The organism is Patulibacter sp. SYSU D01012 (genome assembly GCF_017916475.1).
In the GTDB taxonomy this organism is placed as follows: Bacteria; Actinomycetota; Thermoleophilia; order Solirubrobacterales; family Solirubrobacteraceae; genus Patulibacter.
In genome coordinates this window covers 960,369-987,363 of record NZ_JAFMTB010000001.1, presented here as the reverse complement: position 1 = coordinate 987,363, position 26,995 = coordinate 960,369, and the positions used below count along the sequence as shown (strand labels likewise).

The following is a 26,995-nucleotide window of genomic DNA, read 5'->3' as shown; positions in this document are numbered from 1 at the left end:
CCGACTCCCACACCCATGGCCCGATCCACTCCGGCGCGGTACTTCCGCGCCACCGCCGCCTTCGGCGTCCTCGCCGCCGGCCTGCTCGCCCCGACCGCCGCGTCCGCGCAGAACGTCACGCCCACCGCGCCGACGTACGCGCTCGCGTTCGAGCAGGCCGGCTCCGTCCTCACCCCCGGCGTGCAGACGCTCGTGCGCGGCACGTTCGACACGCGGGGGGCCGAGACCGTCGCGGCCGTCCATCCCTCGCCCGGCGACGGCCAGCCGGCCTCCGTCGAGCTGCTGGGCGTCGACGCCAAGGGCCTGACGACCAGTGGCGCCCCGACCCCGCTGCACATGACCTCCGTGGTGGGCGCAGCGGCGGGCCGCGTCCTGGGCCCGAACCGGCAGTCGCTCGTCGCCGTCGGCACGAGCTCCGACGTGCCGATGCTGCAGCTCCTGGACTGGCACGACGGCACCGCCTCGCGCGTGTGGCGCAGCATCCCCGCGACGCCCGTGTCGGTCGCCGTCGGTCGCTTCCTGCCGAACCACGGCGAGGTCGTCGCGGTCAGCATGGTCGGCGACCGCTACGCGATCTACGACGTGGACGACGGCGAGCCCCGCACGCTGGCGAGCGGTGACATGACCACCGGCCCGATGGTCACCGTGAGCGACCCGGCGTCGGCGTACGACGACCTGCTCGTCCCGGGGAACGGCGGGACCGCGTACCGCAGCCGCTGGAAGCTGGCGACCGACGGGTCCTACGAGCGCGACAGCGCCCCCGTCACCGTCCCGGTGTCGCCGGTCCCCGGCGACACCGTCGCCGCGCAGGATCGCGACCCCGGCGGCGGCGCGTGGTTCATCACGCGGGGGTACAGCTCCGACGGCGTGCGCTCCATGGTCTTCGGCGCGTCCGGCCGCTCGTACCCGGAGACGCAGCCGCTGGGCCCGGTCCTGCTGCGCGAGGCCCGGGGCGACGCGCCGCTCGTGGGCGACTTCCTCGGCCGCGGCGGCCGCGACGTCGCCGCGATCCTCGACGGCGAGCGCCTGCGCGCCGTCGACACCCGCACGCCCGGCGACGAGCTCTCGGCCCCGCTGCCCTCGGGCACCACGGGCGTGCCGGTCGACGCCGACGCCGACGGCCGCGACGACGTCGTCGTCGTGAACGGCCCGAACGTCGAGCTCTTCCACAACGCGACGGGCGACGTCGAGACCACCCCGCACACCGACGGCAAGACGATCGTGCCGTCGGTCGCCGACCCGCGCGCGCCGCGCCGCATCGTCACGAAGCGGACCTTCCGGCTGACGCGCCCCGCGGGCGACACCGCGATGTGGGACTGCGTGCTCGTCGACGCCGACGGCGGGCGCCAGGGCTGCATGCTCAACGCCGCCATCACGGTCCCGGCCGACGGCGACTACCGCCTCGAGGTGCGTCGCCAGGAGGAGGGCCACAGCTTCTGGTCGCCGATCGAGACCATCGCCCTCCGCGTCGACTCCACCGTGCCGGGCACGCCGCAGATCCTGTCGACCCCGGACGCGCTGACGAGCTACCCGCAGTTCATGGTCGCCTCGGTCGCGGGCGTCGCGGTCGAGTACCAGCTGGACGACGAGCAGGACTGGCACCGCCTCGACGGGCCGTACCTGCACGTCGACGCCCCCGACGGCCCGCACCACGTGCGCTTCCGGGCGATCGACCCGGTCCGCGAGGTGGCGTCCGAGACGACGAAGGACTACGCGTTCACGGTCGACCGCACCCGCCCGAAGGCGCCGACGAAGATCGCCGGCCCGGCGGACGTCACGAGCGACCGCGACGCGACGTTCGCGTTCGAGGGCGAGCCGGACAGCCGCTTCGAGTGCCTGGTCGACCGCGTCGAGCCCGACGGCCTGGGCGGCGTCGCGGCGCGCGGCGGCCTGGTCTGGGACGACTGCGCCTCGCCGTTCGTCGTCCGTGACCTCGCGCTCGGCACCCACACCGTCACCGTCCGCCAGGTCGACGCCGCCGGCAACCGCGGCGCCCAGACGACGTGGACCTGGGAGATCGTCGAGAAGGCCGCCGAGCCGGTCGCCCCGACGCCCGCCCCCGCCGCGCCCGCCAAGGAGGACAAGCCCGCGCCGGTCGCGACCACGCCCGCTCCTGCGCCGACCCGGGCCGCGGACGAGCCGGTGAAGGCCAAGCTGTCCGTCGGCGCCCCCGCCGGCAAGGGCAAGACGCCCGTCGCGACCGCGACCGGCCGCCGCGTGGCCGTCGGCTGCGCCGCTCCCGGCGCCGAGGGCTACCGCTGCGCCGTCACCGTCACCCGCGGCGGCAAGACCGTCGGCCAGGGCCGCCGCACCGGGGCCGGCCTCGTCCCGGTCGACCTGGACAAGGCGACCGCCAAGAAGGTCCAGCGCCTGGGCGGCCTGAAGGTCCGCGTGACCCTGGCCGTGAAGACCGCCGGCGGCGACGTCACGACGACGAGCAAGACCGTGCGCATCCTGCCGCGCAAGGTCCTCGTCGTCCCGACCGACGGCCTCTTCGCCTTCGCCTCGGCCACCCCGTCCCGCGAGGCCGATGCGCTGGCGAAGGACGTCGCCGGGCAGCTCGACGGCGCCCGGACGATCACCATCGTCGGCCACACCGACGCCGTCGGCTCCGCCGACGTCAACCGCCGCCTGGGCCAGCGCCGCGCGGAGGCGTTCCGCCGCCTGCTCGCGAAGCACGGCTTCGACGGCGAGGTGAAGGTCGCCTCCGAGGGCGACACGCAGCCGCGCGCCAGCAACGCCACGAAGGCCGGCCGCGCGCTCAACCGCCGCGTCGAGATCGACGTCCGCTACTAGCCGGTCCTCGTCGGGGTCCGCGGCCGCCCGCCGCGGACCCCGACGCGTTCCGCCCGTTCCGACGGGCGCGTCCCCGCCGGCCGCCGCGCCGGTCACCCCACCGAAAGCACGCATGCGCCACCACCCAGCCCGCCACTTCCGCGCCCCCGTGGCGCTCGGCGTCCTCGCCGTCGGCCTGCTCCTGCCCGCGGCCGCGAGCGCCCAGGCGACGTTCCCCTCCGGGCCCGCCCCGGCGTTCTCGAAGGCCGTCTCGGCGAACTCCGGCAACGGCCCCATCCGCTTCCTGCTCCACGGCGGGTTCGACGACAGCGGCCACGAGACGATCGTCGCGGTGTCGGGCGCCGGCTCGACCAGCGAGGGGCAGCCGGCCCCGGCCGGCGTCGCCCTGTTCGACCGCGTCGACACGCCGGACGGGTACGGGCGCACCCAGCGCGCGACCCTGCACGGCGAGACGCCGATCGCTGCCGTCGCCGCTCCCCTCGGCTCCTCGTTCTCCCTCGTCGTCGCCAGCGAGGGCGGCGGCGGACGCCTCGAGTCGATCGACTGGCACGAGGGCGGCGCCGTTCGCGACACGCAGCTGGGCGGCGACCCGGCCGGGGTCGCGGTCGGCCGCTTCCTGCCGGGGATGAGCGACGTCGTCGCCGTGAGCATGCCCGGCGACCAGCTGGCCTTCTACGCGCCGCTTCGCGACGGCTTCGCGCTGCTCGACACGGTCAGCGGGGTGACGACCGGTCCGATCGCGACGGGCCCGCGCCCGGGGCAGCCGAACGACTTCCTCGTCGTCTCGGCCGGATCGTCGGGCAGCCGCATCGTCGCGATCCACGGCCCCGACGTGCCGCAGCGCGTCCAGACGCTCGATCACTCCAGCCAGCCGTTCGGCGCCTCGAACAACCGCATCGCCCAGGACCTGGACGCGTTCGGCGCCCGCTGGTTCGCCTGGAACGCCCTCGGCTCCGGCGGCCTGTCGGCGGCGTCCACCGCGAACGGCACCACCGGCTACCGGCCGCCCGTCCTGCAGACCGACGGCTCCTTCGGGACGCCGGTCGTGCTCGACCTGTTCGGCCGCGGCGTGAAGGACAGCGTCGCGGCGCTCGACGGCACCGTCGTCAACACGTACGACGGCGAGAACGGCGTGACGGGCAGCGCGCCCCTGTACGGCGGTCCCGCGGCCGCCGCGCTCGACACCGACCGCGACCACCGCGACGAGCTCGTCGCGGCCCACGGCAGCTGGGTGACGGTCTTCCACAACGACACGGGGACGGAGGAGAGCTTCCCCGGGCTGTCGCCGGAGGCGCTCACCCCGTCCTACTTCGACGTCGTCCGCGGCGTCCAGGTCGTCACGGCCCGCCGGTTCGACCTGCGCCTGCCCGTCGACTCGGACGACCGGTACGAGTGCGTCGTCGGCGAGGCGGACGCGTGGCAGGCGTGCTCCTCCTTCGAGCCCGCGCTGACGGTCCCGGCCAACGGCGACTACGTCGTGCGGATCCGGCGCATGATGCGCGGCACGCGGTTCTGGTCGAAGGAGCAGCGGATCGCGTTCCGCGTCGAGGCGAAGGTCCCGGGCGGACCGGCCGTCGTCGAGCACCCTCCCGCGTTCACCGCCTACCCGCGCTTCGGCGTCCTGGCCCCGCCGTCCGGCGTGCGCGTCGAGTACCGCGTGGACGGCGACGGCGAGTGGATCCCGACGGACGGCCCCACGTTCGCCCTGCCCGATCTCGTCGAGGGCCCGCACAGCGTCGCGCTGCGCAGCTACGACGTCGGCGCCGGCGTCGCCTCCGACGATCCCGCGTCGTTCGACTTCGTCGTCGACCGCACGGCCCCGGGCGCCCCGGCCAAGATCGCCGGACCCGACGGCGTCACCGCGGCCCGCACCGCCACGCTCGCCTTCGAGGGCGAGGCCGACGGCACGTTCGAGTGCCTCGTCGACCAGCGCGAGGAGCGCGGCGGCGCCCGCGTCCGCGACCCGTGGGAGCCGTGCGCGTCGCCGCTCGTCCTCACGGGTCTGGGCCTGGGCGCGCACACCGTGGCGGTCCGGCAGACGGACGCCGCGGGCAACCACGGTCCCAGCGCGACGTGGACGTGGACCGTCGCCGAGAAGACGACCGAGCCCGGGGTGGAGACGCCGGCCCCCGCGACCCCGACGCAGGAGCACCGGCCGGCCCCGGTCGTGCCGGCGCCCGCCCCGGCGACGCCCGCCGACGACGTCGCGCCGGTGAAGCCCAAGCTCTCCGTCGGCGCGCCCGCCGGCAAGGGCAAGGCGCCCGTCGCGACCGCGACCGGCCGCCGCGTGGCCGTCGGCTGCGCCGCTCCCGGCGCCGAGGGCTACCGCTGCGCCGTCACCGTCACCCGCGGCGGCAAGACCGTCGGCGGCGGCCGCCGCACCGGCGCCGGCCTCGTGCCCGTCGACCTGGACAAGGCGACCGCCAAGAAGGTCCAGCGCCTGGGCGGCCTGAAGGTCCGCGTGACCCTGGCCGTCAAGACGGCCGACGGCGAGACGACGAAGACGAGCAAGACCGTGCGCATCCTGCCGCGCAAGGTCCTCGTCGTCCCGACCGACGGGCTCTTCGCCTTCGCGTCGGCCACCCCGTCCCGCGAGGCCGATGCGCTGGCGAAGGACGTCGCCGGGCAGCTCGACGGCGCCCGGACGATCACCATCGTCGGCCACACCGACGCCGTCGGCTCCGCCGACGTCAACCGCCGCCTGGGCCAGCGCCGCGCGGAGGCGTTCCGCCGCCTGCTCGCGAAGCACGGCTTCGACGGTCAGGTCCGCGTGGCGTCGGCGGGCGACGCGCAACCGCGCGCCAGCAACGCGACGAAGGCCGGCCGCGCGCTGAACCGCCGCGTCGAGATCGACGTCCGCTACTAGCGGGGCCGGGGCGGGCGCGGCGGTCGCCGCGCCCGCCCCGCGGCGATCCGGCCGCCCCAGGCCGGGCCGCGCGCCCCGTCCGCACCCGACGGGGGGACGCGTACGGCGTCCTCGGTCGTACCGGTGCGCGGGGGCGCCGCCTGCCCATCTGCAAGGATTCCGGCGCAGCCGATCCCCCACGCGGACCCCCTCTTGCCGACCTCTGAACGCTCAGCCCAGGCGATCTCGAACGCCATCGCCCAGCTCTACAAGGCGCAGTTCGGGCGCGGACCGACGAAGGTCAAGACGTACTTCCTGGGCCTGGACGGCATCGTCTGCATCCTCGAGGACACGCAGACGCCGGGCGAGCGCCGGCTCGTCGCCTCGGGCGAGGGCATCGCGCGCCTGCGCGACATCCGCACGTTCTTCCAGCACGCCGCCGAGGACGAGCTGAAGGCCGCGATCGAGGAGACGACGGGCCGCCGGGTCCGCGCGTTCATGAGTGGCTTCGACCCCACCGCGGACGCGTGCTCCGAGGTCTTCCTGCTCGAGGAGCAGGACGATCCGGCGGCCCCGCCGGCCGGCCCCGGAGCCCCTGCCCCGGGCACCGCGGCCGGCTGACCGCCGGCGCATCGCGCGAATGGCGCCCGCGCGCGGCGGGCAGTCGAGGGATGGGACCGGTGCAGCGAGGCCCTCCGTCCCGGCCCGCAGCATCGCCCGCCATTGTTCGGATCGTGCGGCCGGCCTCATGGCCAGGGGTCGGTCGCCGATCCTCTTCGGCGTCGTCCGGCGGCGCGACCCGTCCCGGTCGCGTCGCGGACGCGTCGCCGCCGCTCAGGCCCGCTGCAGCGCCGCCGCGGCCCGCGCCGCGGTGCCGCGCGCCCAGGCCCCCGTCGAGACGAGCGCCAGCGCCACGATCGCCGCGCCGCACCCCGCGACGATCCACCAGCCGGCGTGGCTGGCGTCCGCGATGCCCGCCGCCCCGCCGGCCGTGCTGACCGCGACCGCCCCGCACACCGCGACGCCGAGCGACTGACCCGTCTGCCGGCTCGACGACGCGACGGCGGCGGCGACCCCGGCCTGCGCGGGCGGCATCCCCGAGACCGCGGTGTTCGTGATCGGCGGGTTGACCGAGCCGAAGCCCACGCCGAAGACGACGTAGGCGGCGAAGAGCCACGCGACCGAGGTGTCCGCCGCCAGCCCAGTCAGCATCAGGCCGCTCACCAGGAGCGCGGCCCCGCCGAGCACGAGCGACGGCCGGGCCCCGAGGCGGCCGACGAGCCGGCCGGTCAGCGGCGCCACGACGGCGGTCACCGCCGCCATCGGCAGGGTGTACAGGCCGGCCTGCAGGGGCGTCAGGCCGCGCGCCTCCTGCAGGTAGATCGTGTTGAGGAACAGGAAGCCGCCGAGCGCCGCGAACGCCATGATCGCGATGAGCGACGCGCCCGCGAACGGCACGCTGCCGAAGAAGCGCGGGTCGATCAGGGGCTCCCGGCGACGCAGCTCGTAGGGGACGAAGACGGCGAGCGCGGCCGCGGCGACGGCGAGCAGGCCCAGCGTCTGCGGCGACGTCCAGCCCGCCTCGGGCGCCTCGATGATCGCGTAGACCGTCGCGGCCAGCAGGACGATCACGAGCACCTGGCCGACCGGGTCGAGCGTCCGCGGCCGCGGCGCCCGCGACTCGGGGACGAAGCGCCGGGTGAGCAGGATCGCGGCCACGCCGACGGGCAGGTTGATCCAGAAGATCGCCCGCCAGCTGACGGCCTCGACGAGCAGCCCGCCCACGACGGGGCCGAAGGCCATGGACAGCCCGATGACCCCCGCCCACAGCCCGATCGCCTGCGCCCGCTCGCGCGGGTCCTCGAACGTGTTGCGGATGATCGACATCGCGACGGGGTTGAGCATCGAACCGCCCACCGCCTGGAGCATCCGGAACGCGATGAGCAGCCGCACGTCACCCGCGAGGCTGCACAGCAGCGACCCCAGCGTGAAGAGCGTCAGCCCCACCTGGAACGTCCGCGCACGCCCGACGCGGTCCGCCGTCGAGCCGGCGAGCACCAGCAGGCTGGCCAGGACGAGCGTGTAGGCGCTGACGGTCCACTGCAGCTCGGACGTCGACGCCTCCAGGTCGACGCGCAGGTCCGGCAGCGCCACGTTGACCGCGGTGTTGTCCAGCCCGACGATGAACAGGCTCGTGCAGCAGATCGCCAGCACGAGGAAGCGGCGGGGGTCCTTCGCCTGCGCGTCCGCCGGCCCGGCGGACGCGGCGTGGGGCTCGTCGCCGGGCGGTGGGGCGGTCGCGGCCATCCTCCCCAGTACAGCAGGACCGTCCGGGGCGCCCGGGCCGCGGCGCGCGCCCGGCGGCGCCCCAGGCTCAGCGCGGCGGCATGCGGACGGCGCCGTCCAGGCGCACGACCTCGCCGTTGAGCATCGAGTTCTCGACGACGTGCTGGACCAGGTGGGCGTACTCCGCCGGCCGGCCGAGCCGCGGCGGGAAGGGCACGGACGCCCCCAGGTCCTCGCGCACCTGCTCGGGCAGCCCCGCCATCATCGGCGTGTCGAACAGCCCCGGCGCGATCGTCACCACGCGGATCGCGTGGGCCGCCAGCTCGCGGGCCACCGGCAGCGTCAGGCCGACGACGCCGCCCTTCGACGCCGCGTACGCGACCTGCCCGATCTGCCCGTCGAAGGCGGCGATGGACGCGGTCTGCACGCAGACGCCGCGCTCGCCGGCGTCGCCCTCGGGCGCGTTGCCCGCCATCGCCGCCGCCGCCAGGCGCATCGCGTTGATCGTGCCGAGCAGGTTGACCCGGATGACTGCCTCGAAGCGCTCCATCGGCGTCGGCCCGCCGCGGCCGACGAGCTTCGCGGGCGTGGCGAGGCCGGCGCAGACCACCGACACGCGCAGGCCGCGCTCCGCCTGCGCGGCGGCCTCCACGGCGGCCCCCACGCTCGTCTCGTCCGTCACGTCGGTCGTCACCGCGCGGCCGCCGATCTCGGCGGCGAGCGCCTCGGCGCGCTCCGTGGCCAGGTCGGCGATCACGACGTGCGCGCCGGCGCCGGCCAGCCGCCGCCCGGTCGCCTCGCCCAGCCCCGACGCGCCGCCGAAGACGACGGCTCCTGCTCCTGCGATCTCCATGGGTCTCCTCTCGTGCGGCGCGGCCCCGCACGCGGCGGCGGACGGATCCGCTCCGCGGGCGCGGCGCGCCGGGGTCGTCGGTCAGGCGGCCCGCAGGTGGCGGGTCGGCGCGGTGGCCTTGGCCAGGTGGCGGGCGATGACCATCCGCTGGATCTGGTTGGTGCCCTCGAAGATCTGCATGATCTTCGCCTCGCGCATCATCCGCTCGACCGGGAAGTCCGTCGTGTAGCCCGCCCCGCCGAGCACCTGCACGGCGTCGGTCGTGACGCGCATCGCAGCGTCGGTGGCCACGAGCTTGGCGATCGACGCCTGGCGACCGAACGGGCGGCCACGGTCGCGGCGACGGGCGGCGTCCAGCACCGTGGCGCGGGCCGACTCGACGGCCGCGTCCATGTCGGCCAGCAGGAAGCCGAGGCCCTGGTGCTCGATGATCGGCTGGCCGAACGTCTCGCGCTCGCCGGCGTACCGCGCGGCGTGGTCGAGCGCGGCCTGGCCCAGACCGACCGCGGTGGCGGCGATGCCCAGGCGACCGGAGTCGAGCGCCGACAGGGCGATCTGCAGCCCCTGGCCCTCGGCGCCGATGCGGCGCTCCTCCGGCACGAACACGTCGTCCAGGTCGATCGTGGCGGTCGTCGAGCCGGTCAGCCCCATCTTGTGCTCGGGCCGGCCGGCGGACAGGCCGCGGGCGTCGGCCGGCACGAGGAAGCACGAGATGCCGGACGTCCGGTGGTCGGACGTGCGCGCGAAGACCGTGTAGAAGTCGGCCTCGCCGCCGTGGGTCACCCATGCCTTGCTGCCCGACAGGACGTAGCCGCCGTCCGTGCGCCGTGCGCGGGCGCGCATCGCGGCGGGGTCGGACCCGGCGTGCGCCTCCGACAGGCAGTACGCGCCGAGCAGCCGGCCGCCGACCATGTCCGGCAGCCAGCGGGCGCGCTGCTCGTCCGTCCCGAACGTCGCGAGCGGGTAGCACGACATGACGTGGACGCTGACGCCGACGGCGACGCTGGCCCACGCGCCGGCCAGCTCCTCGAGCACCTGCAGGTAGACCTCGTAGTCCAGCCCGCCGCCGCCCAGGTCGTCCGGGTACGGCATGCCGAGCAGCCCGAGCTCGCCGAGCTGCCGGAAGACGTCGCGGGGGAAGGCGCCGGCGGCCTCGGCCGCCGCGGCGCGGGGGGCCAGGTCGGTCTGGGCCACCTCGCGGGCGAGGGCCACGATCTCCTCGCTCTCGGGCGTCGGCAGCAGGCGCTCGGCGGTCACCCCGCGACAGTACCACGGGACGTACTGCGGTATCCACCCATCGCGTCCCGCTCGCGACCCGCCGCCACCGAGCCGTTGTACGCCGACGCGGCCGGGGCCTGTCGTAGGCTGTACCCGTGCCGCTGACGCTGAACGACCGCCAGCAGGAGCTCCTCGACGGGCTCGTGGCGCTGTTCGTCGCCGAGGGCTTCCGCCAGTTCACGCTGGGCGACCTGACGGTGCGGCTGCACTGCTCGAAGTCGACGCTCTACGCGCTGGGCGAGAGCAAGGAGCAGCTCGTCGGCAACGCCGTCGTCCACTTCTTCCGCACCGCTACGGCCGAGGTGGAGCGCCGCACCGCGCTCGAGGACGAGCCCGCCGCGCGGATCCAGGCGTACCTGACCGCGGTGGCGGACGCGCTGCGGCCGGCGTCGGCGGCGTTCATCGAGGACATCGCGGCCCACCCGGCGGCCCGCCAGGCGTACGCGCGCAACACGCGGATCGCCGCGCGGCGCGTGCGCGAGCTGATCGACGAGGGCGTCTCGTCCGGGGCGTTCCGGGCGGTGCACGCGGCCTTCGTCGCCGACACGGTGGCGTCGACGATGACGCGGATCCAGTCCGGGGACGTGCAGCGCGCCACCGGCCTGCGCGACGCCGAGGCGTACGAGGAGCTGGCGGCCCTCGTGCTGCGCGGCGTGCGCAGCTGAGCGCCCGGGCGGGCGGCCCGGCCGCCCGTCAGGAGGCGAGCGACGCGTCGTCGCCAAGCCCGTCGCGCATCGTGGCGAGCGCCTGGCTGAGGATGCGCGAGACCTGCATCTGCGACACGCCGACGTCGGCGGCGATCTCGCGCTGCAGGCGCCCCTCCTCGTAGCGCGCCCGGACGACGTGCCGGGCCCGGGGGTCGAGGCCGCGCATCGCGTCCTCCACCAGCGCGCGGCGCTCGACCTGCACGTAGCCCTGGTCGAGCTCGCCGTGGACGTCGATGACCTCGCCCGCCTCGCCGAGCGGGTGGTGCAGCGAGTGCGACCGGTAGGCGCGGCCGCCGAGCATCCCGCCGCGCACCTCGTCCGCCGTCGTGCCCAGGTGGGCGGCGATCTCGGCGGCTGCGGGCTCGCGGCCCGTGGTCTCCTCCAGGCGGACCCGGGCGTGCTGGACCTTGGCGTCGAGCTCCTTCACGGCCCGCGGCACGTGGACCGCCCACGTGTGGTCGCGGAAGTGCCGGCGAATCTCGCCGGTGATGGTCGGCGCGGCGAACGAGACGAAGCGCGTCCCGGCGTCGGGATCGAAGCGGTCGATCGCCTTGACCAGGCCGAGCGCGCCGACCTGCACGAGGTCCTCGAGGGCCTCGCCGCGCTCGGCGTAGCGGCGAGCGAGGGAGCGCACGAGCGGCATCGCGCGGACGACCATCTGGTCGCGGGCGGCGCGGTCGCCGTGGCGGTGGTAGCGGCGGAGGAGCGCGCGGTCGCGCGCGTCCCGAAGAACGGCATCGGTGGGCACTGAGGTCCTCCCGAACGGGTGGTGCTGGATCGTCCGGTGGGCACCTGCGCGACGTGTTCGACGTCGTCCGGGCGCGGCCACCTGCAGCAGGCCCGCCGCGCTCCGGGATCGCCGGCGGCCGCCCCGTCCCGCCCCCGACGAGCGAGGGCAGACCCGGGCGTCCGCACAACAGGAGTGCGACGCGCCGAGGCAGCGTATCACCTACGTCTCGAAATGTCTTGCTTTCGTCCTCAAATGGGACGATAGGGGCCATCCAGACACGCAGTCCGGCCCGAGGCCGCTGTGGCGTAGAGCTTCCGAGACGTACTGTCTCGGCTGCGCCCCAGGCACGCGCACACCGCGAACCCTGCGCCTCCGCGCACCGCGCGGGCCGGCGCACCGCACCCCTGCGCCGCCCGCGGGCCGAGCCGCCGCGGCGCGGGCGGCGCGCGGGCTCAGACCTCGCGGACGATGTCCTCGTAGTCGAAGCGCGGCAGGCGGTCGAGCCACGCGTCGGCGCCGGGACGGCCGACGTTCACCACCAGGTGGGAGCGCCACGACGTGCCGGCGAAGAACTCCTCGTCGACGCCCGCGGCGTCGAACCCGGCCATCGGGCCGGCCGCCAGGCCGACCGCCCGGACCGCGAGCAGGAAGTACGCCGTCTGGAGCGCCGCGTTGTAGCGGGCCATGTCGTCGCTCGTCGGGCTGGCGGCGAGGGCCTCGCGCATGGACGCGCGCGGGGGGAACAGCCGCGGCATGTGCTCGTAGAACTCGCTGTCGAACGCCAGGACCGCGGTGACGGGCGCCGAAGCCGTCTTGGCCCGATTGCCCTCGGCGAGGTGGGGCAGCAGGCGCGCGCGGCCCTCCGGGGTGCGGACGAAGAGGATCCGCAGCGGGTTCGTGTTGGCCGCCGTGGGCGGCCACTTCGCCAGGTCGACGATCGCGCGCAGCTGCTCGTCGGTGACGGGCTCGTCCGCGAACGCGTTGGCCGTGCGGGCCTCGGTGAAGAGGAGCGCCCGCGCCTCGGGCGCGAGGGCGTAGACGTCGGTGTCGGTCGTGCTCATGTGCTGCTCCTGGGGATCGATGGCGGCCGGCGCGCCAGGGGCGCTCGACCCACGGCCCGGAGCGTATCGGACCGCGGTCCGCTTAGCGAGCGGAACGCTCGCCGGCGTGGCGCGCCGGCCGCATCGAACGTCGGTCGAGGCGGCCGCGAAGCGTCCGCAAATTGCGCAGATCGCGCCGGCGCGATCCCTCGGAGCCGCCGCCGTGCATGCGAACATGCGTTCGCATGAGGCCGGCCGGCAACCGCACTCCCCACCCCGGTCACGACCATCTGATGATGGCCCTCCGCGCCCGCAACCCGGATCGGGCGCTCGAGGCCGCGCGGCTGATGGGCGACGTCCCGCTGAGCGCCGCCGCGCAGATCACCGCGCTGCTCGCGGAGCGCGACGACCCCCGCTACGACCGCGCGGCGTCGAAGCTCGCGGCGCGTCTGGTGCTCGAACGCGGCCTGGGTCTGGAGGACGCCGACGCCGTGCTGACGAGCGTGGCCCAGCTGCCCGACCCCGCCGCGCTCGCGCAGATCCTGGGGTACTGCCGACGCGGCGAGTAGCGCGCCCGGCCGGCGGCCCCGTGCGGCGCCTCGCCGGCCGGGCGCCACCGACACCGTCGCCCGCCGCACAGAGCGCGCGCCGCGACGGTTGTACGTTGAAACGGATGGCGACGACGACGGACGGCGGGGACCCAGCGACCGGGACGGCCGAGGCCGGCGCGCCGCCCCCGCCGGACGCGCCCGACGCTGCCGCCGACGACGACGGGCGGCTGCTTCGCGGCTCGGAGGGGTATCGCCGCCTGTCCGTCGCGATGTTCGCCGCGGGCCTGGCGACCTTCGCCCTGCTCTACACGACGCAGCCGCTGCTGCCGCTGCTCACGCGCGACCTCCACGTCAGCCCCGCGGCGTCGAGCCTGACGCTGTCGGTCACGACGGGGGCGCTCGCCCTGGGGCTGCTGCCCGCCGGCTGGCTGTCGGACGCGGTCGGCCGGATGCGGGTCATGTCCTGGTCGCTCCTGCTCTCCGGCGTGCTCGCCCTCGTCGCCGCGGCCGCGCCGTCCTTCGCCACCCTGCTCGTCGTGCGCGCGCTGCAGGGCCTGGCCCTGGCGGGGCTGCCCGCCGTCGCGATGGCCTACCTGACGGAGGAGGTCCACCCCACCTCGCTCGGCAGCTCGATCGGCCTGTACATCGGCGGCAACGCGCTCGGCGGCATGGGCGGGCGCCTGGTCGGCGGCGCGCTCGCCGACGTCGGCGGCTGGCGCGTGTCGCTGCTCGGCGTCGGCGTCCTCAGCCTGCTCTGCACCGCCGTCTTCCTGCGGCTCGTCCCCGGATCGCGCTACTTCCACGCCCGCCCGTTCCGGGCGCGCGAGACGCTGACGTCGCTGCGGGGCCACCTCGAGGACCGCGGCCAGCTGCGCCTCGACGCGATGGCGGCGCTGCTCATGGGCACGTTCGTCGCGGTGTTCAACGCGCTGGGGTTCCGGCTGGAGGCCGCCCCCTACGGGCTGGGACAGACCGCGATCGCGGCCGTCTTCCTGGTCTACCCCGTCGGGTCCGTGGCGTCCGCGGTGTCGGGCCGGCTCGCGGACCGCATCGGGCGGCGGACCATGCTGCCGGTGGGGGTGCTGCTGGCGGCCGTCGGCCTGGCGCTGACGCTGCTGCATCCGCTGCCGGTCGTGATCCTGGGCGTCGCCACGCTGACCGCCGGGTTCTTCGCCGCGCACTCCGTCGCATCCAGCTGGGTGGGGCGCCGCGCGGTCGAGGCGCCGGCGCAGGCGTCGGCGCTGTACCTGCTCGCGTACTACGCGGGCTCGTCCGTCGCCGGCCCGCTCGGCGGCACCGCGTGGACGGCCGGGCGGTGGACCGGCGTGGTGCTCCTCGGCGCCGCGCTGCTGGGCCTGGCCCTGCTCGTGTCGCTGCGGCTGCGCGTGACGCCGCCGCTGCGGCGGGCGGCGGAGTTCCGCCCCCACGCGTCGGCGTAGGCCCGCCCGCCGCCGCGGGGACGCCCGTCCACCCCGCGCGCGAGCGCGGCCCGCCGCCGCGGCGGGCCGCCCGCCGGTACCGTCAGGCCATGCGCGCGACCGGGATCCGCCCATGAGCGGCGCCGCCCACGGGGGCAACGAGGAGCTCCTCGGCCTCGACACGCCGGCGCACCGCCTGGCCCCGCAGTGCAAGGTCCTGGCGCTCGCGCTGTTCGCCGTCGCCGTGGCGCTGACGCCGACGCACACCTTCTGGCCCTACGGCCTGCACCTGCTGCTCGTGCTGGCCGCCGCGACGGTGGCGCAGATGCCGCCGCTCGACCTGGCCAAGCGCCTGGTCGTCGAGATCCCGTTCGTGCTCTTCGTGATCGTCCTGCCGTTCGTGGCGACGGGCGACCGCGTCCACGTGCTCGGCGTGCCCCTGGCGGTCGAGGGCCTGTGGATGGCGTGGACCATCGTCGCGAAGGCCTCGCTCGTCCTGCTGGCGACCGCGGTCGTGGCGGCCTGCACCCCGCCGGCGGCGATCCTGGCGGGCGCCGAGCGCCTGCACGCCCCCCGCGTCCTCACCGCGATCGCCGGGTTCACCATCCGCTACGTCGAGGTGGTCCTGGCCGAGCTGGGCCGCATGCAGACCGCCCGCGTCGCCCGCGGCGACGACCCGCGCTTCCTCTGGCAGGCCCGCGCGGTGATCCGCTCGGCCGGCACGCTGCTCGTCCGCTGCTTCGAGCGCGGCGAGCGGGTGCAGCTGGCCATGGTCTCGCGCGGCTGGGACGGCGGCCTGCCCGCCAACCTGCTGACCAGCCGGGCCACGGCCGCGGAGTGGGCGGGCGCGCTGAGCGTGCCGCTGCTCGCGGCGGCGACGGTGGCCGGCGCCCGGCTGCTCGGCGGCTGAGGACGGACGGCGCTTCGCGGCGTCCCGCCGGTCAGTCGCCGCCCTCCTGCGCCTCGGCCGCGTCGAGCCACGCCGTCCGCTCGGCGAGCGGATCGTCGTAGAGCACCGTCGCGCCCGCGCTCACGGGCACGTGCGTGGCGATCCAGTCCTGGCCGAACAGGTCCAGGCGGGTGATGCCGCCCAGGTCGGCCCAGGCGCGCAGGCGGCCGGCGGGCGAGACGGGGTCCATCGTCACCGTGAGCGCCGGCGCGGACCACACCGGGATCCCGGCGAGGGTGCCGGCCGCCGCAGCGTGCGCGTGGCCGCAGACGATCTGGCGCACGTCCGTGCCGCGGACGACGTCGGCCAGCCGCTCGGGCCGCCGGAGCGCCAGCCGGATCATGAGCGGGTGCGGCGTGGGGATCGGCGGGTGGTGCAGCGCCAGCAGCGTGCCGTCGGGCGCCGGCGCGGCGAGCTGCTCCGCCAGCCACGCGAGCTGCTCGTCGCGCAGAACGCCGTGGGCGGCGCCCGGGACGTTCGTGTCGAGGACGACCACCCGCAGCCCGCCGAGCCACTCGACGCGGTCGACCGGCCCGCCGTCCAGGAGCGCCGCGCGGAAGGGGTCCGTCAGGTCGTGGTTGCCCGGCAGCGCGACGACGGGGCAGCCGAGCTCGGCGGCGACCGGCGCGACGAGCGCGCGCAGGCGGGCGTAGGCCTCGTCGCTGCCGTCGTCGGCCAGGTCGCCCGAGAGCAGGAGCGCGTCGGGGCGCACGCCGGACGCCCGGACGGCGCCCAGGGCCCGGGCCAGCCGCGCGTCCGCGTCGCTCTCCGCGCGCTCCAGGTGCGGGTCGGAGAGCTGGAGGATCGTGCGGTTTGGCGTGCGCATCAACCGCCACGCTAGCCGCCGCGCGCGGCCGCGAGGTCGCCGCCCCGTCGCCGGGCCGCCCGCCGGGCCCGGTCGGGTTGCCGCACGGCCGCCGCGGGCACGGGCGAGGACGTGACCCGCGCGCCCGGCCCGCCCCGCACGATCGTCGTGACCGGCGCGTCCGCCGGGCTCGGCCGTGCCCTCGTCCGCGTCCTCGCGGCCGACGGGCACCGACTGGGCCTGATCGCCCGCGGACGCGCCGGGCTGGAGGGCGCCGCGGCCGACGTGCGCGCGGCGGGCGGCACGCCGCTCGTGGTGCCCGTCGACGTGGCGGACGCGGACGCGATGGACGCGGCGGTCGCGCGGATCGAGGACGAGCTGGGGCCCATCGACGCGTGGGTGAGCTGCGCCATGGTCTCCGTGCAGGCGCCGACGCTGGAGCTGACCGCCGACGAGCGCCGACGGGTGACCGAGGTGACGTACCTGGGGGCGCTCAACGGCATCGTGCCCGTCGTCCGCCGGATGGTCGCGCGGGACCGCGGGCACGTCGTGCAGATCGGCTCCGCCCTCGGCGCGCGGGGCGCCCCGCCGCTCGCGGCCTACTCCGGCGCCAAGCACGCGCTGCGCGGGTTCCTCGACGCGCTGCGGGCCGAGCTGCGCCTGCGCGGCAGCGCCGTCCGCGTCACCCTCGTCCACCCGCCCGGCATGAACACCACCCACTTCGGCTGGGCGCGCACGCGGACCCGCGGCGGCGGCCGGCCGTTCCCGCCCGTGGCGCAGCCCGAGGCCGTGGCGCGCGCGGTGCGCGACGTCCTCGACCACCCCGGGCCGCCGGCCGTGGCGGTGGACGTGACGACGCCCGTGGCCCTGGCCCTCGGCCGCCTGGACCTGCCCGTCGTCGGCCCCGCCGCGACGGCCGTGATCTGGCGGACGCTGCAGCGCCGCACGCCGCCGGGCGCGCGCGACAACCTGCACGCGCCGCTCGACGAGCACGAGGACCACGGCGCGCACGGGCCGTTCGGCCGCGAGGCGCGCCGTCGCCTGCCCGAGGCGCGCGTGCTGCGCCACGGCCGCGGCCTGCTCGGCGCGGGGGCGGCCGCCGCCGCGGCGCTGGCGGTGGCGCGCGCCCGGCGCGCGGGGTGAGGCGCCCGGGGCCGGATGCGGGGCCGGCGGGGATCCAGCACGCCAGGCGCGCTCGGACCCCGCGTCTTCGGCGACCCGAAGGCCCGACGTGGCGCGATCCCGCTCCCCGCCTGGGTTTCGTACACCGACGCGTCGGGTATGAATGGGCCCAGATGCCGGAACGGCGCCCCAACCGACGGCGGCTCCCGCCGCTGCTGCGGCAGCTGAAGGAGGACCCGCGCGGCCTCGGCAGCGCGGCGCAGTCCCGCCGCTCCCGAGCCATCACGCCGCGCAACCGCGACGTGGACCGCGTCGTCGACTCCGTCTGCCCGTACTGCGCCGTCGGCTGCGCGCAGAAGCTGTACGTGAAGGACGAGAAGGTCGTCCACGTCGAGGGCGATCCGGACTCCCCCGTCAGCCGCGGCCGCCTCTGCCCGCGCGGCTCGTCGACCCCGTCGCTCATCAACTCGCCGACGCGCGAGACGAAGGTCCGCTACCGCCCGCCGCACGCGACGGAGTGGCAGGACCTCGACCTGGACACCGCGGTCGACATGATCGCCGACCGCGTCATCGACACCCGCCGGCGCACCTGGCAGGACCGCCGCCACTCCGACAACGCGCTGCTGCGCCGCACGCTCGGCTTCGCGCACCTCGGCGGCGCCACGCTGGACAACGAGGAGAACTACCTCCTCAAGAAGCTCTTCTCGGCCGCCGGCGCGGTGTCGATCGAGAACCAGGCCCGGATATGACACTCCTCCACGGTCCCCGGTCTGGGGACCTCGTTCGGGCGCGGAGGCGCCACCCAGTACCTGCAGGACCTCGCGAACAGCGACTGCATCGTCATCGAGGGCTCGAACATGGCCGAGTGCCATCCCGTCGGGTTCCAGTGGGTGATGGAGGCGAAGGAGCGCGGGGCCAAGGTCTTCCACGTCGACCCGCGCTTCACGCGGACGAGCGCCGTGGCGGACGAGCACCTGGGCATCCGCGTCGGGACGGACGTCGTCTTCCTCGGCGCCCTGATCAACCACGTCCTGAGCAACGGCCTCGAGTTCCGCGAGTACGTCGAGCACTACACGAACGCCTCGACGCTGGTCTCGGAGGACTTCGCCGACGCGGACGACCTCGGCGGCCTGTTCTCGGGCTGGGACCCGGAGACGGGCTCCTACGACCAGCGGTCGTGGAGCTACGAGGGCATGCCGATGCGCGCGCCGTCGGGCACGCCGATGCGCATGGACGCCGTCGACGACGCGGACAGCGACAAGGACTCCCAGACCCCGACGGGCGAGCAGTCGCACGGCGCCCACGGCGCGCCGGTCGGCAACCCGTCCGACATGCCGAAGGACCCGAAGCTGCAGCACCCGCGCTGCGTCTTCCAGGTTCTCAAGCGGCACTTCGCCCGCTACACGCCCGAGATGGTCGAGCAGGTCTGCGGCATCCCGCAGGACCAGTTCGGTCGCCTGGCCGACGCGATCTGCGCCAACTCCGGCCGCGAGCGCACCACGGCCTTCGTCTACTCCGTCGGCTGGACGCACCACACCACGGGCACGCAGTACATCCGGGCGGCGTCGATCCTGCAGCTGCTGCTGGGCAACATGGGGCGTCCGGGCGGCGGGATCATGGCGCTGCGCGGTCACGCGTCCATCCAGGGCTCGACCGACATCCCGACGCTCTACAACCTGCTGCCCGGCTACCTGCCGATGCCGGACGCGTCGCCCGAGCAGGGTCTGGACCACTACATCGAGCAGAACGAGCCCGAGGCCGGCTACTGGGGCCACGCGCGCAACTACCTGGTCTCGATGCTGAAGGCCTGGTGGGGCGAGCACGCCACCGCCGAGAACGACTTCTGCTTCGACTACCTGCCGCGGATCACGGGCGACCACTCGATCTACCCCACGGTGATGGGGATGCACGAGGGCGAGGTCGAGGGCTTCTTCGTGATGGGCGAGAACCCGACCGTCGGCTCGGCGAACGCCAAGCTGCACCGGCTGGGCATGGCCAACCTGAAGTGGCTCGTCGTCCGCGACCTGCAGCTGATCGAGTCGGCCACGTTCTGGAAGGACGGGCCCGAGATCGAGACGGGCGAGCTGCGGACGGAGGAGATCGGGACGGAGGTCTTCTTCCTGCCCGCCGCCACGCACGCGGAGAAGGCCGGGACCTTCACGAACACGCACCGGCTGCTGCAGTGGCGCCACCAGGCGATCGAGCCGCCGGACGACTGCCGCTCCGAGCTGCACTTCGCCTACCACCTGGGCAAGCGCATCCGCGAGAAGCTGGCCGCGTCGACGGACGAGCGCGACCGCCCGCTGCTCGAGCTGACGTGGGACTACCCCACGACGGGCCCGACGGAGGACCCGGACGGCGAGGCGGTGCTGAAGGAGATCTCCGGCTACACCGTCACCGACGGCCGGGCCGTGGGCGGCTACCGCGAGCTGCGGGACGACGGGTCGACCGCGTCGGGCTGCTGGCTGTACTCCGGGTCGTTCGCCGACGAGGTCAACCAGACCGCGCGGCGCACGCCGAACACGACGGGCGACGCGTCGTCCCCCGCCCCCGAGTGGGGCTGGGCGTGGCCGCTCAACCGCCGCGTGCTCTACAACCGCGCGTCCGCCGACCCCGACGGCCGGCCGTGGAGCGAGCGCAAGAAGCTCGTCTGGTGGGACGAGGAGCAGGAGCGCTGGACCGGGCTGGACATCCCCGACTTCACCGCCGACATGCGCCCCGACTACGTGCCCGAGGAGGGCGCGACGGCGGAGTGGGCGCTGCGCGGCGACGACCCGTTCGTGATGCAGGCCGACGGCAAGGGCTGGCTGTACGCCCCGGCCGGGCTGATCGACGGGCCGATGCCGAGCCACTACGAGCCGCACGAGTCGACGACGCGCAACCTCGTCCACCCGCGGTCGCAGGCCAGCCCGACCCGCCAGATCGAGGAGCGCGACGACAACCGCTCCAACCCCGAGCCGTCCGCGGACGGGCACGCGGTCTTCCCGTTCCAGGTCATGACCTACCGGATCGCCGAGCACCACACGGCCGGCGGCATGTCGCGCTTCCTCCCCCACCTGGCCGAGCTGGCGCCCGACCCGTACGCCGAGGTCTCCCCCGAGCTGGCCGCGCTGCGCGGGCTGCGGCACGGCGAGTGGGCGACGCTCGTCTCGGAGCGCACGGCGATCGAGGCGCGCGTGATGGTCACCGACCGCGTGCGGCCGCACGTGATCGGCGGGCGCACCGTCCACACCATCGGCCTGCCGTACCACTGGGGCCCGAACGGCCTGGCGGTCGGCGACGCCGCGAACGACCTGCTGCCGATCGTCATGGACCGCAACACCCACATCAGCGAGTTCAAGGCGTCGACCTGCGACATCGTCCCCGGCCGGCGCCCGCGCGGCGCCGACCTGGAGCCGTTCGTCCAGGGCTACCGCGACCGCGCGAACGGGCCCGACCCCACCGTCACACCGGACGGCCGCGACGTCTACGCCGTCGAGCCCGGCCGCACGCCCGAGCACCACGGCGCCGACCAGCGGCCGATCGCGCCCGCCGACCTGCACCGCCCGCTCGCGGGCACCGACCCGCACGGCCCGCCGCGCGAGGCCGGGACGACGGAGCACCCGCCCCTCGGCCGCGGCGACGAGCCGGACTGGACCACGCCGGAGGAGAGCGCGTGAGCACCACCCCGCTGCAGATCACCCACACCGTCGCCCGCGGGTCCGACAGCTACGGCGCGGACGCGCAGCCGCGGAAGGGGTTCTTCACCGACACCTCGCTGTGCATCGGCTGCAAGGCGTGCGAGATCGCCTGCAAGGAGTGGAACCACGTCCCCGCGGACGGCCAGGAGTTCACGGGCCGGTCGCTCGACAACACGACGGCGCTCGGCGCGAACACCTGGCGCCACGTCGCGTTCGTCGAGCAGCGGGTCGACGCGGACGAGATGGGTCTCGTCGGCCGCGCCCAGCTCTCCCCCGACGTGCCGCTGCGGGACGCCGCGGACGGCATGCGCTGGCTCATGTCCTCCGACGTCTGCAAGCACTGCACGCACGCGGCCTGCGTCGACGTCTGCCCGACCGGCGCCCTCTTCCGCACCGAGTTCGACACCGTCGTCGTGCAGTCCGACGTCTGCAACGGCTGCGGCTACTGCGTGCCCGCCTGCCCCTTCGGCGTGATCGACCGCCGCGAGGAGGACGGACGCGCCTGGAAGTGCACCCTCTGCTACGACCGCATCGGCGCGGACGAGACGCCCGCGTGCGCGAAGGCGTGCCCGACGCAGTCCATCCAGTACGGCGACCTGGACGACCTGCGGGTGCGGGCCGAGCAGCGGGTCGACGCGCTCCACGAGCGCGGCCTCCACGACGCCCGGCTGTACCTGAACGAGGAGGCCGACGGCATCGGCGGCGCCGGGGCGTTCTTCCTGCTGCTCGACGAGCCCGAGGTCTACGGCTTCCCGCCCGACCCGGTCGACGCCCGCCACCACCTGCCGGAGTCCTGGCGCGCCGCCGGCGCGGCGATGGTGACGATGGCCGGCGTCGTCGCCGGCGCGGTCGCGTGGGGGCTGCGGCGATGAGCACCGTGCCGCCCCGCGACGACGCGGACGGCCCCGACGACCCGGCGGACCGCCCGTCCGGCGCCGAGCTGCGCGCGACGGGCGGCACCCGCACCGGCGGCACGCCGCTGGCCGGCGCCGGCGCCGCGCCCATGACCGGCGACGCCCCCGGCACCGGCGCACGGGCCGGCGAGGGCGCGGCGGCCGCGGTGGCGGCCGCCCACCGCGAGATCCGGCCGCAGCAGCCGGCCCGCGACCGCACGCGCGGCCGGCGGCGGCGCGGCGGGGGCGGCGGGGCCCGCGGCGAGCGGCAGATGGTGCCGGACGCCGAGCCGCGCACCTACTACGGCCAGCAGGTCGTCAAGACCCCGGTGTGGACGTGGGAGGTGCCCTGGTACTTCTTCACGGGCGGCCTCGGCGGGGCGTCCGCGGTCCTCGCCGGCGTCGCGCGCCTGGGCGGCGAGGTCCGCCTGGCGCAGAGCGCGTCGGCCGTCTCCGTCGTCGCGACCGCGGTCTCCCCCGTCCTGCTGATCATGGACCTGGGCCGGCCCGCGCGGTTCCTCAACATGCTGCGGGTCTTCAAGATCACGTCGCCGATGAGCGTCGGCACCTGGGGCCTGTCGATCCTGGGCGGCTCGACCGGCGTGGCGGCGCTGTGGCAGATCGTCGGCTTCCCGCCCGCGCTGCTCGGCGTGCCGTCCCAGGCCGCGGCGACGCTGTCCGGGCCGTTCGTGGCGACCTACACCGCCGTCCTGCTGACGACGACCGCGGTGCCCGTGTGGAGCGAGGCGCGCCGGACGATGCCGTTCGTCTTCGCCGGCTCGTCGCTCGCGTCCGCGGGGGGCGCGGCCACGGCCCTGACCCCGGTCGCGGGCGCGCGCGCCGGCCGCGCGATGGGCGTGGCGGGCGGCGTGCTCGAGGCCGCCGCGTCCGCCTACATGGAGCGCCGGCTCGACCCGCGGATCGCGGCGTCGTACCACCACCCCACGGTGCGGCCGCTCAACCTGGCCGCGAAGGCCTGCGCGCTCGGCGGCGCGACCGTCCTGGCCACCGCCGGACGCCGCTCCCGCACCGCCGCGGTCGCGGGCGGCGCGGCGCTCATGGCGGGGTCCGCCCTGGAGCGCTGGGCGATCTTCAAGGCCGGACGCGTGTCCGCCGAGGACCCCGTGCAGACCGTCGGACCGCAGCGCGAGCGCGCCGACGCCCGCGCCGCGGCGTCGCCCGACGCCGTCGCCTACTGACCCCGGCGCCCGGCGTCGCGCCGCGGGCCCTCCGCTACAGTCGGGGGCCGCGGCCGCGCCCGGCCGCGGTCCCCTCGCGGTCCCCATGAGCACCCCGCCCCGCACCCCTCGCCCCGGCCTGGGCTTCGCCCTGCGCTTCCTGCTGGCCGGCGTCCTCGTCCTCGGCGCGACCGGCGCCACCGTCGCCACGGCCATCCAGGGCGAGGCGCAGGACGTCACGGACAAGATCGTGCGCAAGGGCGGCGGGGTGGACGAGAAGACGGCGGAGGCGCTGTCCGACGTCACGCCCGGCAAGCCGCAGACGCTGCTGCTCGTCGGCGACGACCGCCGCAAGGGCGAGGCCGGCGGGTCGCGCTCAGACACGATGATCCTGGTGCGCCTGGACCCGGACGCGAAGGCCACGACGATGCTGTCGCTGCCGCGCGACCTGATCATCACGGGCAAGGACGGCCAGCCCGTCCGCCTGAACAGCGCCTTCGGCAACGGCACCGACGGCCTGATCGACACGCTCAAGCGGATCCTCTCCACGCCGGGCGAGCCGTTCGACATCCACCACGTCGTCTCGATCCGCTTCACCGCCTTCTCGCAGGCGGTCAACGACTTCGGCTGCTTCTACGCCGACGTCGACCGCAAGTACTTCAACGACAACAACCCGCCAGCCGGCGGCGGCAGCGAGCCGTACGCCGCGATCGACGTGCCGGCCGGCTACCAGCGGCTGTGCGGCGAGGACTCGCTCGCGTACGTGCGTTTCCGCCACCTGGACAACGACATCGTCCGCGAGGCGCGCCAGCAGCACTACCTGACCGAGGCGCGCGCGCAGATGGCGACGTCGTCGCTCATCCAGAACCAGGACGAGCTCGTCGACACCATCACCGACCACGTGAAGACCGACATCCGGTCCTCGCGCGGCCTGCTCGGCGTGGCGAAGCTGGCGCTCGGCGTCGTCGGCCACCCCACGCAGCGGGTGTCGCTCGACGTGACCGACACCTCGGAGGGCGCGCTGCAGGCCACCCCGCAGGCGCTCGCTGCCGCCGCGAAGCAGTTCCTGCACCCCGACGCGCCGCCGAGCGCGAAGAAGCGCGAGGCCGCGCGCACGAAGCCCTCCCCGTCCTCGGCGTCCAAGAAGAAGACGAAGCGCAAGCGCCGCGCGACCGCGAAGACGCCCGCCACCCTGACCGACGGGGCGGCCGCGGCGAAGCAGGTGGTCCGCGACAGGATCGCGCGCGGCTTCACGAAGGCGCCGGTCTACCTGCCGAAGCTCATGGAGCACGAGGCGCGCTACGAGGACGACGACTCCCGGGCGTACGACATCCAGTCCCGCAACGGCGAGACCTACCCCTGGCAGGCCTACCGCCTGGTCGTGTACCTGGCGGGCGGCCAGGACGGCGCGGGCCAGTACTACGGCGTCCAGGGCACGACGTGGAAGAACCCGCCGGTGCTCGCGCTGGCCAAGGACGAGACGCGCCTGGCCGGGCGGACGTACAGGATCGAGTACGACGGCCGCCGCATCCGCCGCCTGATCTGGCAGACGCCGAGCGGCACGTACTGGATCAACAACACGCTGAAGAACAGCCTGACGAACGACGAGATGCGCGCGATCGCGCGGTCGCTCGTGCGGTACGAGGGCTGACCCGCCCGCCGGCGCCGCCGGTCCCACGGGGCGCGTCGCGCCCTCCCCTATCGTCCCCGGCATGGCCGCGCGCGACGAGCACGAGAAGGTCGTCGTGGCGCGGGCCGCCGCGGCGCTCGTCGAGGACGGGACGCTCGTGGCGCTCGGATCCGGGTCGACGGTCGCGCGCGTGGCCGCGGCGCTGGGCGAGCGCGGGTCTCGGGCCCGCTTCGCCGTCGCGTCGCCGGCCACCGAGGCCGCCGCGCAGGGGGCGGGGCTGACGGTGGTCGACGCCGCGGACCACGACCGCTACGCGCTGGCGATCGACGGCGCGGACGAGGTGGCTCCGGACGGCTGGGCGATCAAGGGCGGCGGCGGCGCCCACACCCGCGAGCGCATCCTGATCGCGGCGGCCGACCGCTTCCTGTGCGTCGTCGGCGCGTCGAAGCTCGTGCCGCGGCTGACGCGCGCCGTGCCGCTCGAGCTGCAGCCGTTCGGGCTGGCGGCCACGCTCGCGCACCTGCCGGGCGCGGTGCTGCGGGACGCGCCGCCGACCGCGGACGGCGGCGTCCTGGCCGACCTGCCGGCCGACCTGACCGACCCCCGCGCGCTCGCCGCGCGCCTGGACGCCACCCCGGGCGTCGTCGACCACGGGCTGTTCGCCCCCGAGCTCGTCCGCGAGCTGCTGATCGCGGACGGCGACGCCGTCGAGCACCGGCACCGCTGAGCGTCGGGGGCGCCGCGGCGCCCCCGGCCGGGGGCGCCGCCCGCCGGGCCGCCGCCGCGCCCTCAGGCGTCGGCCGGCGTGCTGTCGCCGTGCACGCCCGGGTCGGCCGTCCCGGCCGCCCGCCGGCTGCCGAGCACGAAGATCTCGGCGGAGTAGTCGGGCTCGACGTGGTTGGCGCTCAGGAACGCGATGACCTCGCGGCCCGTCAGCCGCTCGACCTCGGCGGTGAGCTCGGCGCTCATCGCCTGCTGGAACGTGCGGCGGATCGACAGGACCTCCTCGGTCCGCCCGTGCTCGACGAGCGTCTGCTCGCCCTTCGTCAAGGTGTCCTCCAGCAGGACCATGACGGTGTCGGGAGACAGCACCGTGCGGGCGCGCGTCGCGCCTCGCCCCGTGTATTCCTGCATCACGCGGACGACGAGGTCGTTGATCGCGGAATGCAGGTTTCGTCCACCCGTGTCGGCCGTGCCCGGCACATGAACCTCCTTGCCCTCCTCAGGGAACGGTGCGTCACCTCGGCCGAGGAGAACAGCAAGGGGCCAGGGGTGTACGCACGTTCCCCGTCGGCTTCCACCCGAAGGCGGCATCCGGCGGCGGCTCGCACGCCCAATTCTTGCAAAAGACGCACGGCATGCGGGCGTACGCTCGCGTCCGCCGCGTCGCGCGGCACGGAGGGGCGACGCCCGCCCCGCCCGTCCGTCCGAGGGCCGTCGAACGCCGTCGCCTGCCGGCCGCGCGGGACCGGCAGGGGGGCGCGACGCCCTGACGTCGGCGACGTTGCGCCGCGACGCCGGAACGCCCCCCGCGATCGACGCCCCCCACCCGTCCAGCGCGGTTCCCCGGACCCGCCACCAAGGTAGGGTGTGGCCGTCGGGCGGCCCCGCAGCCTCCACCGACTCCCCCTCCATGCCCGGATCCGACGCCACGCCCCCTGCCGACGCCCCCTTGGGCGCGGTCCTCGCCGGCCTCTCGAACGAGATGGTCGCGGTCCAGAAGAAGTACTGGGGCCGCGGTCCCGTCGAGGCGAAGAGCTACCTGCTGGACGACCTGCTGACGATCGTCCTGCGCGGCGGGCTGACCGTCGCGGAGGAGACGATGCTCGCCAACGGCCACCACGACGAGGTCCGCGCGTTCCGCCAGCTGTGGCAGAACGACATGGAGGGCCTGCTGGTGTCGATGGTCCAGCGTCGCCTGGGCCGGCGGGTCGCGACGTACCAGAGCCAGATCCTCTTCGACCCCAACATCGTGATCGAGATCTTCGTGCTCGAGCGCGAGCGCGACTCCCGGGTGCCCGCCAGCGCCGCCGGCCTGGCCGGCGCGCCCGTCCCGGACCCGCCGGCGAACGGCCCGAGCGACGGGACCGTCGGCTCGGCGTCGGACGCGGCGCTGGCCGCACCGCCGGAGCGCTCGCGCCTCGACGACCGCGGCGACGCGTACCAGCGCTGACGCGCGCCCGCACCCGGGCCGCGGCGCCCGCTCGGCATCGACGCCGGCCGGGGCTATGGTG

20 protein-coding genes and 1 pseudogene are annotated in these 26,995 nt (G+C 75.7%); 14 read left to right on the top strand and 7 right to left on the bottom strand.

The window, feature by feature from the left end; genetic code table 11:
• Positions 1–15 precede the first annotated feature (15 nt).
• From J3P29_RS04380 to J3P29_RS04370, 3 genes are all read left to right on the top strand, one after another.
• The gene (locus J3P29_RS04380; protein ID WP_210491814.1) at positions 16–2,796 is read left to right on the top strand and encodes an OmpA family protein; all 2,781 of its coding nucleotides are present in this window, start codon (positions 16–18) and stop codon (positions 2,794–2,796) included.
• Positions 2,797–2,908: 112 nt separating this feature from the next.
• The gene (locus J3P29_RS04375; RefSeq protein ID WP_210491813.1) at positions 2,909–5,662 is read left to right on the top strand and encodes an OmpA family protein; all 2,754 of its coding nucleotides are present in this window, start codon (positions 2,909–2,911) and stop codon (positions 5,660–5,662) included.
• 192 nt (positions 5,663–5,854) lie between these two features.
• Positions 5,855–6,262, top strand: coding sequence for a DUF2294 domain-containing protein (locus J3P29_RS04370; RefSeq protein WP_210491812.1), 408 nt, complete (start codon positions 5,855–5,857; stop codon positions 6,260–6,262).
• A gap of 213 nt (positions 6,263–6,475) precedes the next feature.
• Here J3P29_RS04370 and J3P29_RS04365 read toward each other — a convergent pair whose 3' ends face one another.
• From J3P29_RS04365 to J3P29_RS04355, 3 genes are all read right to left on the bottom strand, one after another.
• A complete protein-coding gene (locus tag J3P29_RS04365; RefSeq protein ID WP_246851420.1) occupies positions 6,476–7,948 on the bottom strand; it encodes an MFS transporter in 1,473 nt (490 codons plus the stop codon).
• A 67-nt stretch (positions 7,949–8,015) separates the two neighbouring features.
• On the bottom strand, positions 8,016–8,780 hold the full coding sequence (locus J3P29_RS04360) for an SDR family NAD(P)-dependent oxidoreductase (RefSeq protein ID WP_210491811.1): 765 nt from the start codon (positions 8,778–8,780) through the stop codon (positions 8,016–8,018).
• 81 nt (positions 8,781–8,861) lie between these two features.
• Positions 8,862–10,037, bottom strand: coding sequence for an acyl-CoA dehydrogenase family protein (locus tag J3P29_RS04355; RefSeq protein WP_210491810.1), 1,176 nt, complete (start codon positions 10,035–10,037; stop codon positions 8,862–8,864).
• Between the two features lie 116 nt (positions 10,038–10,153).
• On the opposite strand from J3P29_RS04355, the gene J3P29_RS04350 reads away from it, so the two are divergent.
• Positions 10,154–10,723 carry a TetR family transcriptional regulator gene (locus J3P29_RS04350; RefSeq protein ID WP_210491809.1) on the top strand — a complete coding sequence of 190 codons (570 nt, stop codon included), beginning with the start codon at positions 10,154–10,156 and terminating at the stop codon, positions 10,721–10,723.
• A 28-nt stretch (positions 10,724–10,751) separates the two neighbouring features.
• Here the strand turns inward: J3P29_RS04350 and J3P29_RS04345 are convergent, their stop codons facing one another.
• Positions 10,752–11,513 (bottom strand): SigB/SigF/SigG family RNA polymerase sigma factor, encoded by a 762-nt coding sequence (locus tag J3P29_RS04345; RefSeq protein ID WP_210491808.1) that lies wholly within the window; start codon positions 11,511–11,513, stop codon positions 10,752–10,754.
• A gap of 434 nt (positions 11,514–11,947) precedes the next feature.
• Positions 11,948–12,556 carry a malonic semialdehyde reductase gene (locus tag J3P29_RS04340; RefSeq protein ID WP_210491807.1) on the bottom strand — a complete coding sequence of 203 codons (609 nt, stop codon included), beginning with the start codon at positions 12,554–12,556 and terminating at the stop codon, positions 11,948–11,950.
• A 275-nt stretch (positions 12,557–12,831) separates the two neighbouring features.
• Between J3P29_RS04340 and J3P29_RS04335 the strand changes: the two genes are divergently transcribed.
• From J3P29_RS04335 to cbiQ, 3 genes are all read left to right on the top strand, one after another.
• Complete coding sequence (locus tag J3P29_RS04335) at positions 12,832–13,104, top strand: hypothetical protein (RefSeq protein ID WP_210491806.1); 273 nt, start codon at positions 12,832–12,834, stop codon at positions 13,102–13,104.
• Between the two features lie 104 nt (positions 13,105–13,208).
• Entirely contained in the window at positions 13,209–14,525 is a 1,317-nt protein-coding gene (locus J3P29_RS04330) for an MFS transporter (protein WP_210491805.1), read from the top strand.
• 112 nt (positions 14,526–14,637) lie between these two features.
• On the top strand, positions 14,638–15,414 hold the full coding sequence (gene cbiQ, locus J3P29_RS04325; protein WP_210491804.1) for a cobalt ECF transporter T component CbiQ: 777 nt from the start codon (positions 14,638–14,640) through the stop codon (positions 15,412–15,414).
• 31 nt (positions 15,415–15,445) lie between these two features.
• On the opposite strand, the gene J3P29_RS04320 is transcribed toward cbiQ, so the two are convergent.
• Complete coding sequence (locus J3P29_RS04320; RefSeq protein WP_210491803.1) at positions 15,446–16,279, bottom strand: metallophosphoesterase; 834 nt, start codon at positions 16,277–16,279, stop codon at positions 15,446–15,448.
• A 111-nt stretch (positions 16,280–16,390) separates the two neighbouring features.
• Between J3P29_RS04320 and J3P29_RS04315 the strand changes: the two genes are divergently transcribed.
• From J3P29_RS04315 to rpiA, 6 genes and pseudogenes are all read left to right on the top strand, one after another.
• On the top strand, positions 16,391–17,401 hold the full coding sequence (locus tag J3P29_RS04315; RefSeq protein ID WP_210491802.1) for an SDR family oxidoreductase: 1,011 nt from the start codon (positions 16,391–16,393) through the stop codon (positions 17,399–17,401).
• A gap of 152 nt (positions 17,402–17,553) precedes the next feature.
• Positions 17,554–20,805, top strand: a pseudogene (gene fdh / locus J3P29_RS04305) (formate dehydrogenase); the annotation flags it as partial.
• A 251-nt stretch (positions 20,806–21,056) separates the two neighbouring features.
• Positions 21,057–21,932 carry a 4Fe-4S dicluster domain-containing protein gene (locus tag J3P29_RS04300; RefSeq protein WP_349239805.1) on the top strand — a complete coding sequence of 292 codons (876 nt, stop codon included), beginning with the start codon at positions 21,057–21,059 and terminating at the stop codon, positions 21,930–21,932.
• Positions 21,929–23,152: an NrfD/PsrC family molybdoenzyme membrane anchor subunit gene (nrfD, locus tag J3P29_RS04295; protein WP_210491798.1), complete on the top strand. Its 1,224-nt coding sequence runs from the start codon at positions 21,929–21,931 to the stop codon at positions 23,150–23,152. The genes J3P29_RS04300 and nrfD overlap by 4 nt, the downstream gene beginning before the upstream one ends.
• Before the next feature lie 85 nt (positions 23,153–23,237).
• Positions 23,238–24,782, top strand: a complete 1,545-nt coding sequence (locus J3P29_RS04290) for an LCP family protein (RefSeq protein ID WP_210491797.1) — start codon at positions 23,238–23,240, stop codon at positions 24,780–24,782.
• A gap of 61 nt (positions 24,783–24,843) precedes the next feature.
• Positions 24,844–25,488: a ribose 5-phosphate isomerase A gene (rpiA, locus tag J3P29_RS04285; RefSeq protein WP_210491796.1), complete on the top strand. Its 645-nt coding sequence runs from the start codon at positions 24,844–24,846 to the stop codon at positions 25,486–25,488.
• 62 nt (positions 25,489–25,550) lie between these two features.
• Here the strand turns inward: rpiA and J3P29_RS04280 are convergent, their stop codons facing one another.
• Positions 25,551–26,075 carry a Na-translocating system protein MpsC family protein gene (locus J3P29_RS04280; protein ID WP_282599910.1) on the bottom strand — a complete coding sequence of 175 codons (525 nt, stop codon included), beginning with the start codon at positions 26,073–26,075 and terminating at the stop codon, positions 25,551–25,553.
• A 319-nt stretch (positions 26,076–26,394) separates the two neighbouring features.
• Here J3P29_RS04280 and J3P29_RS04275 point away from each other — a divergent pair, with 319 nt between their 5' ends.
• On the top strand, positions 26,395–26,934 hold the full coding sequence (locus J3P29_RS04275) for a DUF2294 domain-containing protein (protein ID WP_210491794.1): 540 nt from the start codon (positions 26,395–26,397) through the stop codon (positions 26,932–26,934).
• The last annotated feature ends 61 nt before the right edge of the window (positions 26,935–26,995 follow it).